Source organism: Chloroflexota bacterium (assembly GCA_014360905.1).
Classification (GTDB): Bacteria; Chloroflexota; Anaerolineae; order UBA2200; family UBA2200; genus JACIWX01.
In genome coordinates, this window is the sequence record JACIWW010000011.1 from 40,361 (window position 1) to 56,241 (window position 15,881).

General features: G+C 51.1%; 15 protein-coding genes. 6 read left to right on the top strand and 9 right to left on the bottom strand.

The window, feature by feature from the left end:
* Positions 1-24 precede the first annotated feature (24 nt).
* From arcC to H5T67_06440, 7 genes are all read right to left on the bottom strand, one after another.
* On the bottom strand, positions 25-969 hold the full coding sequence (gene arcC, locus H5T67_06410) for a carbamate kinase (GenBank protein ID MBC7244950.1): 945 nt from the start codon (positions 967-969) through the stop codon (positions 25-27).
* Positions 969-2,009 carry an ornithine carbamoyltransferase gene (locus H5T67_06415; GenBank protein MBC7244951.1) on the bottom strand — a complete coding sequence of 347 codons (1,041 nt, stop codon included), beginning with the start codon at positions 2,007-2,009 and terminating at the stop codon, positions 969-971. Before H5T67_06415 ends, arcC begins: the two co-directional genes overlap by 1 nt.
* Before the next feature lie 103 nt (positions 2,010-2,112).
* On the bottom strand, positions 2,113-2,670 hold the full coding sequence (locus tag H5T67_06420) for a flavin reductase family protein (GenBank protein MBC7244952.1): 558 nt from the start codon (positions 2,668-2,670) through the stop codon (positions 2,113-2,115).
* A gap of 131 nt (positions 2,671-2,801) precedes the next feature.
* Positions 2,802-3,992: a YgeY family selenium metabolism-linked hydrolase gene (locus tag H5T67_06425; GenBank protein ID MBC7244953.1), complete on the bottom strand. Its 1,191-nt coding sequence runs from the start codon at positions 3,990-3,992 to the stop codon at positions 2,802-2,804.
* Positions 3,992-5,419, bottom strand: a complete 1,428-nt coding sequence (locus tag H5T67_06430; GenBank protein MBC7244954.1) for an undecaprenyl-phosphate glucose phosphotransferase — start codon at positions 5,417-5,419, stop codon at positions 3,992-3,994. The genes H5T67_06425 and H5T67_06430 overlap by 1 nt, the downstream gene beginning before the upstream one ends.
* Entirely contained in the window at positions 5,420-6,562 is a 1,143-nt protein-coding gene (locus H5T67_06435) for a glycosyltransferase family 4 protein (protein MBC7244955.1), read from the bottom strand.
* 67 nt (positions 6,563-6,629) lie between these two features.
* Positions 6,630-7,739, bottom strand: a complete 1,110-nt coding sequence (locus H5T67_06440) for a glycosyltransferase family 4 protein (protein ID MBC7244956.1) — start codon at positions 7,737-7,739, stop codon at positions 6,630-6,632.
* Positions 7,740-8,051: 312 nt separating this feature from the next.
* On the opposite strand from H5T67_06440, the gene H5T67_06445 reads away from it, so the two are divergent.
* Positions 8,052-8,267, top strand: coding sequence for a cold-shock protein (locus tag H5T67_06445; GenBank protein ID MBC7244957.1), 216 nt, complete (start codon positions 8,052-8,054; stop codon positions 8,265-8,267).
* A 178-nt stretch (positions 8,268-8,445) separates the two neighbouring features.
* Positions 8,446-9,426, top strand: a complete 981-nt coding sequence (gene trpS, locus H5T67_06450) for a tryptophan--tRNA ligase (GenBank protein MBC7244958.1) — start codon at positions 8,446-8,448, stop codon at positions 9,424-9,426.
* Here trpS and H5T67_06455 read toward each other — a convergent pair.
* On the bottom strand, positions 9,401-10,291 hold the full coding sequence (locus tag H5T67_06455; GenBank protein ID MBC7244959.1) for a sugar kinase: 891 nt from the start codon (positions 10,289-10,291) through the stop codon (positions 9,401-9,403). The two genes, trpS and H5T67_06455, sit on opposite strands and share 26 nt — an antisense overlap.
* On the bottom strand, positions 10,288-11,331 hold the full coding sequence (locus H5T67_06460; protein ID MBC7244960.1) for a homoserine dehydrogenase: 1,044 nt from the start codon (positions 11,329-11,331) through the stop codon (positions 10,288-10,290). Before H5T67_06460 ends, H5T67_06455 begins: the two co-directional genes overlap by 4 nt.
* Positions 11,332-11,442: 111 nt before the next feature.
* On the opposite strand from H5T67_06460, the gene H5T67_06465 reads away from it, so the two are divergent.
* The 4 genes from H5T67_06465 (at position 11,443) to H5T67_06480 (ending at position 15,871) form a co-directional block, all read left to right on the top strand.
* Positions 11,443-12,444 carry a glycosyltransferase family 2 protein gene (locus H5T67_06465; protein ID MBC7244961.1) on the top strand — a complete coding sequence of 334 codons (1,002 nt, stop codon included), beginning with the start codon at positions 11,443-11,445 and terminating at the stop codon, positions 12,442-12,444.
* Positions 12,445-12,609: 165 nt separating this feature from the next.
* Positions 12,610-13,419, top strand: coding sequence for an ABC transporter permease (locus H5T67_06470; GenBank protein MBC7244962.1), 810 nt, complete (start codon positions 12,610-12,612; stop codon positions 13,417-13,419).
* On the top strand, positions 13,419-14,729 hold the full coding sequence (locus H5T67_06475; protein MBC7244963.1) for an ABC transporter ATP-binding protein: 1,311 nt from the start codon (positions 13,419-13,421) through the stop codon (positions 14,727-14,729). Before H5T67_06470 ends, H5T67_06475 begins: the two co-directional genes overlap by 1 nt.
* A complete protein-coding gene (locus H5T67_06480; GenBank protein MBC7244964.1) occupies positions 14,708-15,871 on the top strand; it encodes a class I SAM-dependent methyltransferase in 1,164 nt (387 codons plus the stop codon). The genes H5T67_06475 and H5T67_06480 overlap by 22 nt, the downstream gene beginning before the upstream one ends.
* Positions 15,872-15,881 lie beyond the last annotated feature (10 nt).

Consider the following 15,881-nt stretch of genomic DNA (forward strand, 5'->3'; position numbering starts at 1 on the left):
GGAAAACCCCATAGCCCTTTCTATCTAATCGGGTACAATGCGCGTGCCGGTTTTGCCGCTCAGGGCGTTTTCGATGTTTTCGGGATTGGTAATCAGGGCTTCCTTCCCTCCTTTTTCCAAGAACCAGATGCTGGCCTGAATCTTGGGTCCCATGCTGCCTTTGTGGAAGTGCCCTTCGGCAAGATACTTCTTCGCCTCACTTAGGGTCATTCGGTCTAGCCATACTTGGTTAGGCTTGCCATAGTTCAATGCCACTTTCTCCACCGCTGTAGAGATGAGCAAGAGGTCGGCTTTGATACTGCTGGCGAGCAGGCTACTGGCATAGTCCTTGTCGATAACCGCTTCTGACCCCACCAGGTTGCCCTCCTCGTCCTCGACGACGGGGATGCCACCACCACCCACTGCCACCACAATGAAACCATTATCGAGAAGCGTTTTAATGGCATCGCGCTCGATGATGCGTTGTGGGATGGGTGAAGGAACTACGCGTCGCCAACCCCGTCCCGCGTCCTCGACTACAGTCCACCCCTCTTCATCACGGTGCTTGAGTGCCTTCTCCTTATCCATGAAAGAACCAATGGGTTTGGAAGGGTTCTGATAAGCCGGGTCATTCTTATCCACCAAAACCTGTGTCACTACGGTCGCTGCCTGCCTTGCCATGCCTCGCTTGCGGAATTCGTTGTAGAGCGCTTTCTGAATCATGTAGCCGATAGCGCCTTGCGTATCCGCTCCGCAAGAATCCAAAGGTACCGTATGTAGTTCGTGGGCTGCCAGCTCGGAGCGGCGCAGAATAAAGCCAACTTGTGGCCCATTTCCGTGGGTAATCACCACATCCCAGCCTTGGGCAATCATACCCGCGATGTGCGTGCATGTCTCCACTACGGCAGCGTACTGGTCCGGGACAGTTTGATGATCTTTGTCTTTGATCAATGAGTTGCCACCGATGGCAACAACTGCAGTCTTAGCCATTACAGTCCTCCCATTGTCAATGCCATAATCGCTTTTTGTACGTGAAGTCGGTTCTCTGCTACATCGTAGATGCATGAACGTGGACCAGACGCAACTTCATCAGTCACTTCATGGCCACGATCGATGGGCATGGGGTGTGTAAAGATTGCATTGTCAGTTAGTTTCATCTTTTCCGCATCGCAAATCCACTGCGGGTATTGAAGTGCTTTCTCAATCTCTTGCTTTTTCAAGAATTCGCCATTTTGATAGGCTTGCGGGCTCATCCAGTGGCGAGAGTAGACCACATGCGCACCCTCATAACCTTTCTGGATATCGTGAGTGATAGCGAAGGTGCGGCCATTCGCTATGCAATTCTGCTTTGTCCAGGCAATAACCGCTGGATCCAGATCATAGCCCTCCGGATAGGCCAGGGTGACATCCATGCCAAAACGGCTACCAATCAACAATGCTTCCTGCACACTGCACCAGGAGCGCGCCAGCGCTCCATGGCCCCAGATAACGAGAAGCTTCTTCCCCGACAACACTCCAGGATCAACTCCCCGCCCTGGCCCCTTGCCAAACCACTCAGCCCAGCCCATGATATCAGCTAGGCCCTGGCAAGGATGGTACTTGTCATGAGCCATGGAAATAACGGGGATATCGCACCAATAGGCGTAATCGCGCAGCAAGGCATCCCCTTCGCCATAGGCGCCAATCTGATCCTCTAGGATACGAATCCCTAGGCCGGCCGCATAGCGACTCATCACTTTGGCTGCATCTTCCACGGTCTCCCCAGCCGCAGTGGCCGTTTTCAAACGCATAGCTTTGGGTTCCAGGAATTGGGCATGCCCCCCCAGTTCCGTAGCGGCGCATTCGAAAGACTGCCGTGTACGCACAGAAGGATTGTAGAAGAACATGAAAAAGGTCTTGTTCCTCAAGATGTTGGAATACTTTTCGGAGAAACGATCTCGCTTCATCTTTGCAGCCAAATCGAGGACAGCCTCCAACTCGGCTTTTGACCACTCCTGTGTGGTCACTAAATCTTTACCATATAGATCCATACAACCTCCTTGAAATAAAATTTGTTATGCCCACGTATAAAGCATGGCAGGTCCCGATTTGCAGAACCTAGCGATCTACGATCCATGCCCCAGGCTTATACCATCAACTTTTGACACTGAAACCGTGTACTCCCAACAACTGACCTAGGCTCCAATAGCGGTGACTTCCGTAAATCAAGGGTCTAGCCTTGTTCAAATCCAATTCTCTCTGCTCATTCAATACGTTCTCATCCATCTGTACGGCTACGATCTTGCCCAAAAATAGGTCGTGTGTCCCTAAGGGCAATATCTGCTCTACCTTGCACTCAATATTAACTGGACATTCAGCAATCACGGCGGTCTCGATCGCTTTTGCTGGTGCAGGAGTTAGTCCTGTCGCCGCAAACTTATCCACCTTCCGTCCAGAGACCGATCCACAGTAATCCAACACTCGCACTAGGTCTGTGGTGGGCAGATTGAGCGCAAATTCGCCATGTTCTTTCACCAAGCCATGCGAGTAGCGCGATGGGCGGATACTAATACCAACCATTGGCGGGTCAGAACACACCGTCCCTACCCATGCCAGGGTAATGATATTGGGTTTATCAACTGGACCACATGTCACCATCACCACTGGGACAGGATACAGATATGTGCCTGGTTTAACAGCGACTTTGACCATCTTTATGTTGCCCCCTTTTGTTGTTTTTGAGTGAGACAGGTTTTGTTAGCAATGCCCCAAGAAAGCGAATGCATGGTCAATGACATGATTGTCTTTCTTCTCTTGGCACAAGGCTTATGAGCGTTGCCTAGTTATCTCCCTGCTAGCAAATCTGCTGCTATTCGTGCGTATGCACGAGTAGCTGCCACAAGGTCAGCGATGCTCACTCGCTCTTCGACAGTATGCACGTATTTCTCTTCCCCTGGGCCAAAGCCCACCGTAGGAATGCCAGCAACGCCAGCTGTGTATACGCCATCTGTGGAGAAATCCCAGCGGCCAATCCGGGGCCGGTAGCCCAATTCGCGCTCAATCGCACTAGCGCAGCGGCGAACCCATTCGTTGTTCTCTGGCGTAGCCCAGCAGGGGAAGTACTGCCGAACCCGGAATTCGTAGCCCGTATAGCTCCGGAGATGATCTTCAGTAACCTCTACGGTTGCATCCGCCCCCTCACGATTAATGAGATTCTTGATCTCAGCCAGGGCCTTGGCTTCCGTTTCACCGCTAGTCAAGCGCCGATCCAGGTACAACATGCAACGATCAGGTACTGCATTCCGGCTACAGGCCATGCTTTCGATGCGGATCACAGCAATGCTTGCTCTGCCCAGAAAGCTATCCACCTCCATTTGGGGCGCCATTAATTCGATTCCCACCACCATTCTGGCAGCCTCATAGATGGCGTTCTTGCCACGCTCGGGCATTGAGGAATGGCAAGACCTGCCATAAGTAGTGATCTTGAGTTCCAAACGACCCCGTTGACCCCGTGTGAGTTGTAGCCCGCTGGATTCTCCAATCACTACAAAGTCAGGCAGAATGCCTTCTTCTTCAATGAGAACACGTATTGCTGCGCCTTCACAGGGTTCTTCCTGTACCACGCTCACTACATACAGGTTGCCTTGCAGCTCCACTCCTGAATCAATCAGTGCCTTGCCTGCATGGACCATAGCAGCCACGGCCCCCTTCATATCTGCGGCACCCAAGCCGTAGAGCATGCCATCCACGATCTTAGCCTCGTAAGGGCCATAAGGCCATCTCGAGGGATCACCGCAGTTGACGGTGTCCATGTGGCCTTCTAGCATAATGGTTGGGCCATGACCGTTGCCGATACGACCGACAACATTGCCCATGCGGTCAGTCCGCACCTCTGGAAAGCCCGCTTGCTTCATTTCCTCGATCAAACGCTTTGCCACCTGCTCCTCTTTGCCAGAGGGACTGGGGATACGAATCAAATCCTGTGCAAAACTGACCAATTGTTTTATCTGTTCAGAAGAAAGTTCTATAGCCATCAATATGCTCCAGTTCCTAAGATTATTGCCGGAATGGTCCTTAAAGCAATCTTCAAGTCAAGCCACAAGGACCAATTCTCGACGTAGTAGATGTCCAAGAGAACCATATCGTCAAAGGACAAGTTGCTGCGCCCACTCACTTGCCACAGGCCAGTGAGGCCGGGCCAGGTCTCCAGACGTTTCTTATGCCACTCCTGATATTGCTCTACTTCACGGGGCAAGGCTGGTCTTGGGCCAACTAGGCTCATTTCCCCCTTCAGCACGTTATAAAACTGTGGTAGTTCGTCCAAGCTGCTCCGCCGTAAGAATTTGCCCAGCATCGTGCGCCGCGGATCATCTCTTATTTTGAAAAGCGGTCCAGTTGCTTCGTTCAAGTTCGTCAGTGCTTCACGTTCTAATTCGGCTCCGTGATACATGGAGCGAAACTTGTACACCGTAAAGGGACGTCCCCCACGTCCGATTCGAGTCTGTTTGAAAATGATGGGGCCAGGAGAATCCAGCTTGATCAGGACCGCAATGAGCAGCATCAATGGTGATAGCAGGATTAAAAAGAGAAGAGAAAAAATAATGTCTATGGCTCGCTTGAGAGCTAGATTCCAGCCTTTAATAGAAACCGATTTTATGCCAATAAGAGGTATGCCGCCAAGGTCATCGATATCCACCTGGCTCAGGCTAATCTGGAAGAGATCTGGAACGATCTTGATGCTCACTCGGAGGCGCTCGCATTGCCCCATAATGCCCAGGATCTTGCGATAATACAGCCAGGGGAGGGTGATGAGCACCGTATCCACATGGTAATTTTTGATGATCTCCGGGATCTGATCTGTATTGCCCAGGCCCTTAAAACGGCCCAGATCCCGGTTGCCTCGTTCAGGTTTGTCGTCCACAAAACCTACCACCTGGTAGCCCAGCTCAGGCTGTGCTACGATGTTGCGCATAATGGTGCGCCCTGTCTCGCCAGCACCAACGATGAGCACACGCTGCACTCCATAGCCTCGTTTGCGCAACTGACCTTCAATCATCTTCTCTATTGCGCGCGACATTGTCAATAACACGCCAATCATGGCACCGGCATAGGCAGGGATCAACCTGGAGAGTAGGACGGCACGGTAACCCAGTGAGAGCACGTAGAGAGCAGCTACACCAGTCACGAGGCCTCGCAGGATAATATAGGTATCATTGGAGAGGGAATGCCTGCGCTTGGAACTATATAATCCCTCTGTCCAGAATATGAACACTAAAATGGTTGTAAGCGCAAGGGAATAGGGCCAATACACGCTGTATGGTACCCAAAAGGCTTCATCTACCGGACGGAACCATTGCCACTGATAGCGAATCAGATAGGCAATAAAGAAGCCAGTATTGATCAACAGAATATCAGTGAGCACCTTAAGAAGGGATATATATCGCCCTCTTTTGAAAGACACCTATCCGCCTCCAGCGAGAACAGCTCGGTAAATTTGTATCGTCTCCCGCGCCATGCGCGACCAGGAAAACTGCTGTGCCTGTTCTGGCCCGCGTGAAGCCAGATCAAAACGGAGCTGCGCGTTGTTGCAGAGCAGTGAAAGGGCATTGGCCCATTCGTCCGGGTTGTGTGGATCCACTAACAATGCTGCATTGCCCACCACCTCTGGAAGTGAAGAGGCATTCGAGACGATAACCGGTGTTCCACAAGCCATAGCCTCTAACGGGGGCAAGCCAAAACCCTCATACAGCGAAGGATAGACAAAGACGTCTGCTGTATTATACCACAATGGCAGGTCATCTTCAGGGATGAAACCTGGGAAAAGCACTTCGTTCTGTAATCCCAACTCCTCCACAGCAGTGAAAAGAGGTTGGCAAAGCCAACCAACGCTCCCGGCTAGCACTAGCTTATAATTGGTTTTTGTCTGCTGTTTGAAGTGTGCGTACGCTTTCAGCAGAGTTAAGAGGTTTTTCCGCGGCTCCAAAGTGCCGACAAACAGGATGAACCTCTCTGGCAGGTTGCAGCGATGGCGAAAGTTGTTCAGAACAGATGCATCTTGGATGGGGTGGTAGGCGGAATCTACTCCCGGGAATATAACCGTGATTTTTGTCGCTGGCACATCAAAAAACCTATGCAGATCCTGAGCGGTGCTGGCAGAGATCGCAATCAAGTGAGATGCCCGGTGCACGCTCAATTGCGTGAAAAATCTCTGATAGAAGCGCTGGGGTGCGCGAAAGCTCTCTGGAAAGACCATGAAGCTGAGATCGGTAACTGTGACTACACCCTGGCAGGGCAGAATGAGAGGCTGGACATTGACTGGCGAATGCAGCAAGGCAATATCTTCTGCCAGCAACTCGAACGGTTGCAGGAATTGTTCCCAGAAAATTCTAACCCAAGGCCTATAGGTTGGCAGAGAAGAGCGTTTCTGTCTATAAGATAACGAAAGGGCGCAACGGTTGTTGAGAAAAACTGTGTAATCGCCCTCTGGATCCTCACGAGCAATATGCATAAGCAAATTATAAATATAACGGCTCACTCCTGCGGAGCGATAGCCTTCTCCTTGAGCCAGCAAATGTGCATTGATACCAACCCGACGAGCATTCAACGAGCCTGTTCCTGGTTTCCTTTCCACAATTTGCATATTATATGCCTAAAGAGAAAGTCGGCAAACGTCAATAAGCGGTTAGTAGCTGTTGATATATTGCGTATGTTTTGGCAGCAATTCGCTGCTGGGTGTAATATTCTAGCACTCGTGTCCGGCCGCGCTGTCCCAACTCGACACACAATCCAGGATCGCTCATTAACTTGAGCAGGGCGTCGCGCAGCGCTTCTGTTTGACCCTCAGGGAATACCAACCCCGCCTCTCCAATAACATGAGGTATCTCTCCCGATGATGAACCGATCACAGGCACTTCACATGCCATGGCCTCTACTAACACCCGCCCAAATTGTTCTTTCCAATTACGGCGAGTGAGCGAGGGCAACACCAGCACATTCAGGCTATTCAGACGGTACGGCATCTCTCTGGATGGCACACTGGGCTGAAAAGTCACCCGCTGTTCAATGCCTAAAGTTTTGGTCAGGCTTTTCAGCGTTGGCAAATAGGGGCCATCGCCAATGATATGTAGCCTCCAATTGCCAGGCAACTCAGCCACTGCCCTGAGCAGTATATGCACGCCCTTTTCTTCCACCAGACGGCCGGCATAGCCGATGACGAACGCTGCGTCTTGGCGTGGGATCCATTCCATCCTGCGATAGAGATCAGGATCTACGCCAAATTGCGGAAGCACGTAGATCGTTCTGTCATAGCCCTTGGCACGCAACACATCACGCGCTTCTTGATTGCCTGCAATAGCGCAAGCAGCGTGCTGCAGATTATAACGCTCAATTAGGCTGAATGGAAATGGATAGCGACGCAACAAGTTCTGCCAGGTGAAGAACAACGCCTTGGACTTGCTCTTTTGTGCTATGTGCATTGCCTGGAAAGTCGCCAGATTATAGGGCTCCTCGTCAATATGCAGGATATGCGGGCGCACGCGGTGCACCAGCACGTCTAATCCGCGGTAAAAATGCACGTGAAAATGGCCGTTGAATACGATGGGCAGGACGTACAACTGATAGCCGGAGGTATACATCTTTTCGAGGCTCAAGATCTTGCCCTTTTCCTTCCAGCAGGGCGGGACAGCCAGAGACAGCTCCATATCAGGGAAGCGCGCAAGTTCTTCGAGCTTTCTCTGATACATGCCCACAACGAAAGCTTTGGAAATCATTAAAACACGCAAGTGAGCTACCCTACTTTTTGGAAGTAACACGTAAATCCTATTGTATCACTTGCAGGCTGGCAGGCAAAACAAGCAACGAAGGCGAGATGCACTGCATTTGACAAAAGGGCAGTTTTGAGTATGATAATAATTGTGGTTGAGGATTCGTCTGTACTCATAGTTTTGTAGAAATGCCGCGGAGGCCTGTTTGTGCTGGCCTCGGCGGCTTTGTGCTTGTGGAAGACTGCAATCCTCTGCCATCGCGATTATGTTTCCGCCCTCCGGTCTTTGACCGGTCTTTAAGTATTGCTGTAAGGAAGGAGGTGCGCACAAATGGCGGAGAGAACCGTGGGTACGGTAAAGTGGTTCAGCCGCGTGAAGGGGTACGGGTTCATCCAGCCCGATGGAGGTACTGAGGATGTCTTTGTGCACTACTCAGCCATCGTCGGGGAAGGATTCCGAAACCTGGAACAAGGCCAGCGAGTGGAATTCACTATCGAAGATAGTCCAAAAGGTCCACAAGCGGCTCAGGTAGTGAAGCTGGACTAGCAGGGGAAGCACTTTATCCATCCATCTCGGACTGAAGGTCTTATCTTCGGCCCCCTAGGCTTGGAATAGAGGATTCCCACCCCCTCTGGTGTGCGCCCAGAGGGGGTTTCTTTTTCCCTGCATTTTGCAGTAAACTTCTAATAGGTAGTGAGTTCAAGTGAAAGGAGTCTAGGAAGCAATGAAAGGACGAGTTTTCTCTGGGGCACGCCCTACTGGTCGTCAGCATCTCGGCAACTACTGCGGCGCGATCAAAAACTATGTCGCTCTGCAGGAAGATTACGAGTGTATCTATTGCGTGGTAGATTTGCATGCTTTGACTACCCTTCGTGACACATGCGAGCTCAAACAAAACACTTACGAGATGGTTCTCGATTGGCTCGCCGCAGGCATGGATCCCAAACGCAGCATCATCTTTGTCCAGTCCCATGTACCACAAGTGACCGAGTTGCACACGATTCTCTCCATGGTAACCCCCATGGGCTGGCTCACACGCTTGCCCACTTTTAAGGAAAAGGTGCGCCAGCAACCTGATAACGTCAACTATGGATTGCTAGGGTACCCTGTTCTTATGGCTGCAGATATCACTTTGTACAAAGCGGATACGGTGCCCGTGGGAGACGACCAACTCCCTCATCTGGAGTTCGCTCGTGAGATCGTGCGGCGGTTTAACTTTCAGTTTGGCGAAACGTTAATCGAACCCCAAGCCAAATTGACGGAGACACCACGTATCATAGGCATCGATGGGGTCAACAAAATGAGCAAATCGCTGGACAATCATATTGAGCTAGCCGCAACACCGGAGGAAATCCGCCGTCGCGTGATGATCATGGTCACTGACCCGGCACGGCGCTATAAGACCGATCCTGGCCATCCCGAGATTTGCAATGTTTTTGCCCTGCATAAAATTTTTTCAGCGGATACAGCAGCTATTGATCGCATTGAAGCAGATTGTCGCAACGCCAGCATTGGCTGTGTAGAGCACAAAAAGTGGTTCGCCGAAGATCTGATTCAAGCATTGGCTCCGTTCCGTGAACGCCGTGCGACACTAGGCCAAGACCCTCACTTGGTGTGGGATGTGCTTGCGGATGGAGCAGCTCGTGCGAGGTTGATCGCGCAAGAGACGATTGCCGAGGTCAAGGAGCGGGTAGGCTTGCCATAGCACGTGCGCCAGCCACCTGAATTACCCCTGCTGCGAGGCGATTGCCCTCGCTCAAAGCCGCCGCCAAATCGTGCCGGGTTAGCCAGGTCACGACAAAGGCGGCGGCAAAAGCATCCCCAGCCCCAGTCGTGTCCACGACGGGCACGCTAAAGCCTGGACAATAGAGCATCGTGTCCCTTGTTCCCGCTATAGCGCCGTTCTCTCCCATTTTGAGGACAACTATAGGAAAATGCGGCAGTAGAGCGCGCAAAATTTGCTCTGGTTCGTGTTCTCCTGTCACTGCGCGCCCTTCATCTAGGTTTGGGAAAAACACATCCACTCCTTGTGCCAGCGGAAGAAAAGCTGCCGCCCCAATTCGCTGCAAATAGCTAGATGAAGCAGGGTCAAGTGAGACTGGTTTACCTCGTTCCTTCATATATTGGATGGCTGCCAGTGCAGCCTCCCGCGGTTTATCCTCGAAGAAAGAATATGCAGTAAGATGGAGCCAATCTGCCTGGTCCAGCAACGCCCAGTCCAACTCCTCAATGCTCAGTGTCGCGTTGGCGCTGCGTGCTGCCAGCATGGTATGTTCACCGCTTTGGTCAAGGATCATCAGCGTAAAACCCGTTGTTTCCTTCCCCATGACCACGCCACTTGCGACTTTTTCTTGCTCTAGATCATGAAGCAGTGCGTGACCAAACAGGTCATCGCCTACTTTTGCGATGAGTCCTGTTTTGGCTCCTAAACGAGTTGCCCATACGGCGAAATTGGCGGCTGAACCCCCTGGTGAGATGCTGGCCCGCGCGGCGCAATCAGTGCCATGCAGGACGAATGAACTAGACTGAACGACAATGTCCAACATCAAGTCGCCGAGAGCGATGATCATGAGCCCCCTCGCGCGGTAAGTAGGTTAATGGTATCGCGCAGCACAGCTCCGGCAGTAGCCATCGTGCCCTCCTCTTCGATAATAGCCGTGATAGTTCCATTGATGTCTGTAGTGTACACCACGCCCATTTGCCATTTGGTGAGACGGGCTAGGGCATGTTCCAGAGGTAGCTCCGTAGGGCGTACAGCCAGTTTGTAGCTTTCTCCAAAAAGTTCGGCAGTGGCCAGTAGTTTGATCGCATGCCCGCGCTCTTGCGCGTGCAGCAATTGGGTTCGGTCTATACCGCGGATGCCCTGCACCGATACATCCTGCAAAGTGGCAGGCATGCCCAGTACGCTATTGGCCACAATGATCAATTTGTTGGCAGCATCCCAGCCATCAATGTCTAGGCTTGGATTAGCCTCGGCAACTCCTGCGCGTTGTGCTTCTGCGAGAGCATCCTCGAAGGATAGGCCGCTTTCCGCTATACGGACTAGGATATAATTCGTGGTGGTGTTAAAGACACCCTCCACGCGTAGGATTTTTGCCGCAACCAGGTCCCGGCGTCCAATGTTCACGGTGGGCAAGCCCCCAGCCACTGCGCCGCTGAAGAGAAACTGTCTCTTTTTCTCTGCTGACAACGCTGCTAGACGCTGATAGGCCAGCACGAGGGGCCCTTTGTTGGCTGTCACGACATCCATGCCGTGCTCAAGTGCCCAGGTTATGGCGGACAAGCCCGGTTCGCCATGTTTCAGATTGGTCGGCGACAATTCAATAAGGAGATGCGCATTGGATTGTTTTAGAGCATCCAGAGCTGTCCATCCACGTTGTCCATATTGTGGATAGACAGCGACGCTTTGGCCTGTTTCCTTCAAGTGCAAGACTTGGCTAATGTCCAGCCCACCATCGTGAAGCGCTGCCCCAGATGAGTCCACTGCGGCGACTAGAGACAGTTGCAGGCCAAAGCGCGCACCAAGCATGTCTTGCTTCTGCAGTAGAATGCGCAGCAAGCTCCGACCAATGTTGCCAATGCCGACCAGAGCGAACCGATATGTTTTCATCTTCATTTCTCCAAAATCTGCTTTCACCTCGGAGTATAAGTGAAACCTTATGCGCAGTCAATTTGACGCCTATTCATTGCCGTGATAAGCTTAATTGAGAGGACTTGCTAAATGCCTAATACTGTTTCCATAATCATCCCCACCTGGAATGGTCTGAGCTATCTGCCGACCTGCTTGAGTGCAGTGCTGTGCCAGACGTACACTCAATACGAGGTATTAGTGGTAGATAATAACTCAAGCGATGGTTCTTACGAGTTTGTGGCTAAGCATTATCCTGCAGTGCGCATTTTGCGGTCGGAGAGGAACCTAGGCTTTGCTGGTGGAACCAATCTTGGGATACACAATACACACAGCGAGTATGTAGCGACACTCAACAATGACACTGAGGTAGAGCCCGCCTGGCTGGAGGAGCTAGTTAAAGCGATGGATTCAGATCCTAGTATCGGTATGTGTGCTTCTAAGATGCTTTTTTACGACCAACGCCAGGTGATTAATTCCGCTGGTATAGCTGTAGACCGCATGGGCATTGCTTGGGATCGCGGTAGTGGGGAACCAGACAACGGTGCTGAGTCTGAGCCGTATGAGGTTTTTGGACCTTGTGCTGGAGCAGCCCTGTATCGTCGTACCATGCTGGACGAGGTTGGCCTTTTCGATGAGGAGTACTTTGGCTATTTGGAAGATGTTGACCTTGCCTGGCGTGCTCAGGCATTTGGTTGGCGTTGTCTATATGTGCCTTCTGCGCGTGTGTATCACGTGCATTCAGCTACTGGACGGGAAGGCAGTCCTCTCAAGAATTACCTTCTTGGTCGCAACAAGTGGTGGACGATAATCAAGAACTACCCTTGGCCATATTGGCTTTGGCATAGTCCCCTGATCCTTGCCTATGACTTGATGGCAGCGGCATATGGCATGGTAATTAACCGTGACCCTCACGGCCTGCAGGGTAGGCTAGCTGCGCTTCAATCCCTCCCCGCTACCTTGCACAAGCGACGCGCAATCCAAAGCTGCCCTGGTTACTCTGCACTCCGGGCATTCTCCTGCCTAAGCTCACTCGATTTCCCCACAAAGGTTTTGCAGCGCTTCAAACACCAAACCTGCACCACCCATGGATAGCCGCAGCATAAGAGGGCTGAGTACGTTTCCTCTATCATTGTTTAGATTCGCGCTAGATATGGTGTATTATTTCTATAACGAGAGAGCGCCTAACACGCACATTTGCTTACCTTGCTTTCACGTGTTACAATTTTAAACCGCCATAAGAAATGTTGGAGGGGAGCGTTGTTTGTCAGACTCGCTGGATTAGTCAGGTACCGCGAACTAGTGAAAAACCTCGTTGTGCGGGACTTGAAAGCGCGCTATAAGAATTCAGTCTTAGGTTTCCTATGGTCTTTGCTGAACCCGTTATTCACCATGCTGGTCTTCACCGTAGTCTTTACTTTTATGATGCCCAATAATCAGATCAGCAAATTTCCTGTGTTCCTGCTCTGTGCCCTTCTGCCCTGGAATTTCTTTCAAGCGGCACTGACAGGTTGTACCAATAGCATCGTGGATAACGCTGCACTGGTGAAAAAGGTATACTTTCCTCGTGAAACCTTGCCGTTGTCCACGGTGCTTTCTAACTTTATCAATTTTCTCTTGGCACTGACTGTCCTATTTGCTATGTTGTGGGCCTTTAGAATACCGCTGACAAAACAAGTTCTCTGGCTGCCTGTAATCATGGTGATACAACTGGCTTTTACCCTGGGCCTTGGGCTGATTCTGGCCACGATTAACGTATTCTATCGAGATACGGGCTTGATTCTAGGCGTGATCCTGCAGGCTTGGTTTTTCTTAACCCCTGTTATCTATCCGATTGATATTCTGCCCACTCAGCGTTTCATCCTAGGTCTGAATCTGAATGTGCATCGTCTAACCTATATCCTGAATCCAATGGCTTCCATTATTTCGTCATATCGAGTTGTGCTCTACCATGGAGCCCCGCCAGCTCTTGACTTTATGTTGAGAACGCTGGTCACTGCTTTAGCAGTATTGGCATTTGGCTATGCGATCTTCTCCCACTACAGTGGTACATTCGGAGAAGAGGTCTAATGAGCGTCATTAGTCTGAGTAATGTGTCAAAAAAATTTGTGTTCCATCGCGATCGTCCGCGTTCTTTCCAGGAACTGCTGATCAGGACGCTGAGTAAAAATCACAATGACAGCCGACAAGAGTTCTGGGTGCTGCGGGATCTGAACCTTGAAGTGGAGCAAGGCGAAACACTTGGGCTTATCGGCTCTAATGGTGCGGGCAAGAGCACGCTACTAAAATTGATCGCTGGCATCATCCAGCCTACGACTGGCAAGATCAGGGTCACAGGCCGTCTAGCAGCTTTGCTGGAATTAGGTGCTGGTTTCCATCCAGATCTGACAGGGCGGGAGAATGTCTTTCTAAATGGCTCTATTCTCGGTCTTAGTGAGCGCGAGATGCGTAGCCGTTTTGACGAGATTGTGGCCTTTGCAGAACTAGACAAATTTATCGATATGCCGCTCAGACACTACTCATCGGGGATGCAACTGCGTCTAGGATTCTCCATTGCTACAAGCCTGAATCCGGATATTCTCCTGATTGATGAGGTGTTGGCAGTAGGTGATGAGGCTTTTCAAAAAAAGTGTCTATCTCGTATAGATGAATTCCGCCGGGGCGGCAAAACGATCTTGCTGGTATCGCATAACTTGGAGGCTATCAAATTACTTTGTAACCGGGTACTCTGGCTAGAAATGAATCAGTCCGCAGTGGAGGGGCCAACGCTCGAGGTCGTAGAGAGTTATCGCCTCCGCGTTTGGGAAGAGGGGGCTAAAAAACGAGACGGCCTGCCTTCAGCACAACATACCACAGCAGCGAACAGCGACACAAGCAGGGATGATCGGGATAAACCCCAAACGCGCTGGGGATCGGGCGAAATCCTCATTAGGGATGTGCAGTTAATTAATCAAGCTGGCCTGCCTGTCCATTGGATTCAGAGCGGAGAACCGCTAACTATCGAAATCCACTACGAGATGCAGCGTGCGGTGTCCGATGTAGTTTTTGGTATTGCCATTTATCGCAGCGATGGCTTATGGTGTTATGGCACAAACACAAAAATTGAAGCTGTGACCCTGCATCCATTGGTCAAGGAAGGGGTAGTATGCGTAGATTTCCCCAGCCTCAGCCTTATAGCGGGGGAGTACACCTTAGACGTAGCGCTCCATGATAGCGACGGTCGCCCTTATGATTACTGGCATCCATATTGTGCATTCTCCGTGCGCTCTCACATTCAGGATGTCGGCGTCTACCGTCCTGAACATAAATGGCGGATTGATGCGTATAGAACAGGCCAAGCGGGGAAGGAGTTAGGCACGTGTCCGAAAACGCAACTGTAGCGCAAGTGCTGGCTAAGCTGAAAGAGGAGATACGAAGTCGAAAAGCTCAGTCTACTGAACCAAGTCCATCAGGGGCTTTTGTTAAACTTCGACAGGTCTATGCAACAACTCGAGTTAATCCGCATTTGCCTATTGGCTGGCCCAAAATGCCGCCGGGAATTATCCCCAAGATTGTAGCAATCACGCAAAAGGTTGTGCGACGATTGCTACGCTGGTACATTAACCCTATCGTCGAGCAGCAAAACGCATACAACGCAGCAGTTACAGCAGCTCTAGAGGCTTTGGTTATGCAGATGGAGCGCCTAGAGACTCAGGTTATGCAGATGGAGCGCCTGGAGGGTGCACTGAAACAAGAAGCAGAGATGACCCAGGTGCGGTTACAACGACTTGAACGCGCACCTCGCACCTTTGCAACCGAGTCCAGTCCTGCGCCTGTCAGCGATGGTCCAGTGCTTGATTATTTCCGTCTAGAGCTGCAACTCAGAGGGCCCCAGCTTGTGCGGGAACGACAAGCCGGTTATTTAAAGTATTTTGAGGGACGGCAGAATATATTGGATATTGGCTGTGGACGTGGGGAGTTCGTGGAGATGCTGTTGCAGGAAGGCATCAGTGCACGAGGGATCGATCTGGAACCTGATGCAGTAGCCTATGCACAGGAACGCGGCCTCCCGGTTGAGTTGGCCGAAGCGATAAATTACCTACAAAGCTTGCCCGACGAGTCGCTAGGCGGCGTGTTTGCCTCTCAAGTGATTGAGCATCTCAAACCACGCCGACTGGCGTACTTGCTGCAACTCTGTCACGATAAACTGGCAGCTGGCGCACCCATCGTGCTTGAGACTCTAAATCCGGCGTGTCTATTGGTTTTGGCTAACTGGTTTATCATTGACCCGACGCATGTCTGGCCAGTACACAGTGAAACCCTCAAGTTTATGTTGGAAAGCGCTGGTTTTTGGAAAATCAAAATCGAGTTTTTGTCTCCTGTGCCACTTGAACAACGCCTATTGACCATTCCTCCACATGCGAAATTGAAGGATCTCGATGCGGAAGCGACATCTTTACTTAATCGCAATATCGATTTGCTAAACAGCACGATCTTTGGCTACCAGGAGTATGCCGCAATCGCCTGGCGTCCACCTAATTAGCGGGAAACAA

Excerpts from the sequence above, each read along its gene's own strand:
- arcC (MBC7244950.1), bottom strand. The coding sequence starts at position 969 with ATGGCTAAGACTGCAGTTGTTGCCATCGGTGGCAACTCATTGATCAAA.
- H5T67_06415 (MBC7244951.1), bottom strand. The coding sequence starts at position 2,009 with ATGGATCTATATGGTAAAGATTTAGTGACCACACAGGAGTGGTCAAAA.
- H5T67_06420 (MBC7244952.1), bottom strand. The coding sequence starts at position 2,670 with ATGGTCAAAGTCGCTGTTAAACCAGGCACATATCTGTATCCTGTCCCA.
- H5T67_06425 (MBC7244953.1), bottom strand. The coding sequence starts at position 3,992 with ATGGCTATAGAACTTTCTTCTGAACAGATAAAACAATTGGTCAGTTTT.
- H5T67_06445 (MBC7244957.1), top strand. The coding sequence starts at position 8,052 with ATGGCGGAGAGAACCGTGGGTACGGTAAAGTGGTTCAGCCGCGTGAAG.
- trpS (MBC7244958.1), top strand. The coding sequence starts at position 8,446 with ATGAAAGGACGAGTTTTCTCTGGGGCACGCCCTACTGGTCGTCAGCAT.
- H5T67_06455 (MBC7244959.1), bottom strand. The coding sequence starts at position 10,291 with ATGATCATCGCTCTCGGCGACTTGATGTTGGACATTGTCGTTCAGTCT.
- H5T67_06460 (MBC7244960.1), bottom strand. The coding sequence starts at position 11,331 with ATGAAAACATATCGGTTCGCTCTGGTCGGCATTGGCAACATTGGTCGG.
- H5T67_06465 (MBC7244961.1), top strand. The coding sequence starts at position 11,443 with ATGCCTAATACTGTTTCCATAATCATCCCCACCTGGAATGGTCTGAGC.
- H5T67_06475 (MBC7244963.1), top strand. The coding sequence starts at position 13,419 with ATGAGCGTCATTAGTCTGAGTAATGTGTCAAAAAAATTTGTGTTCCAT.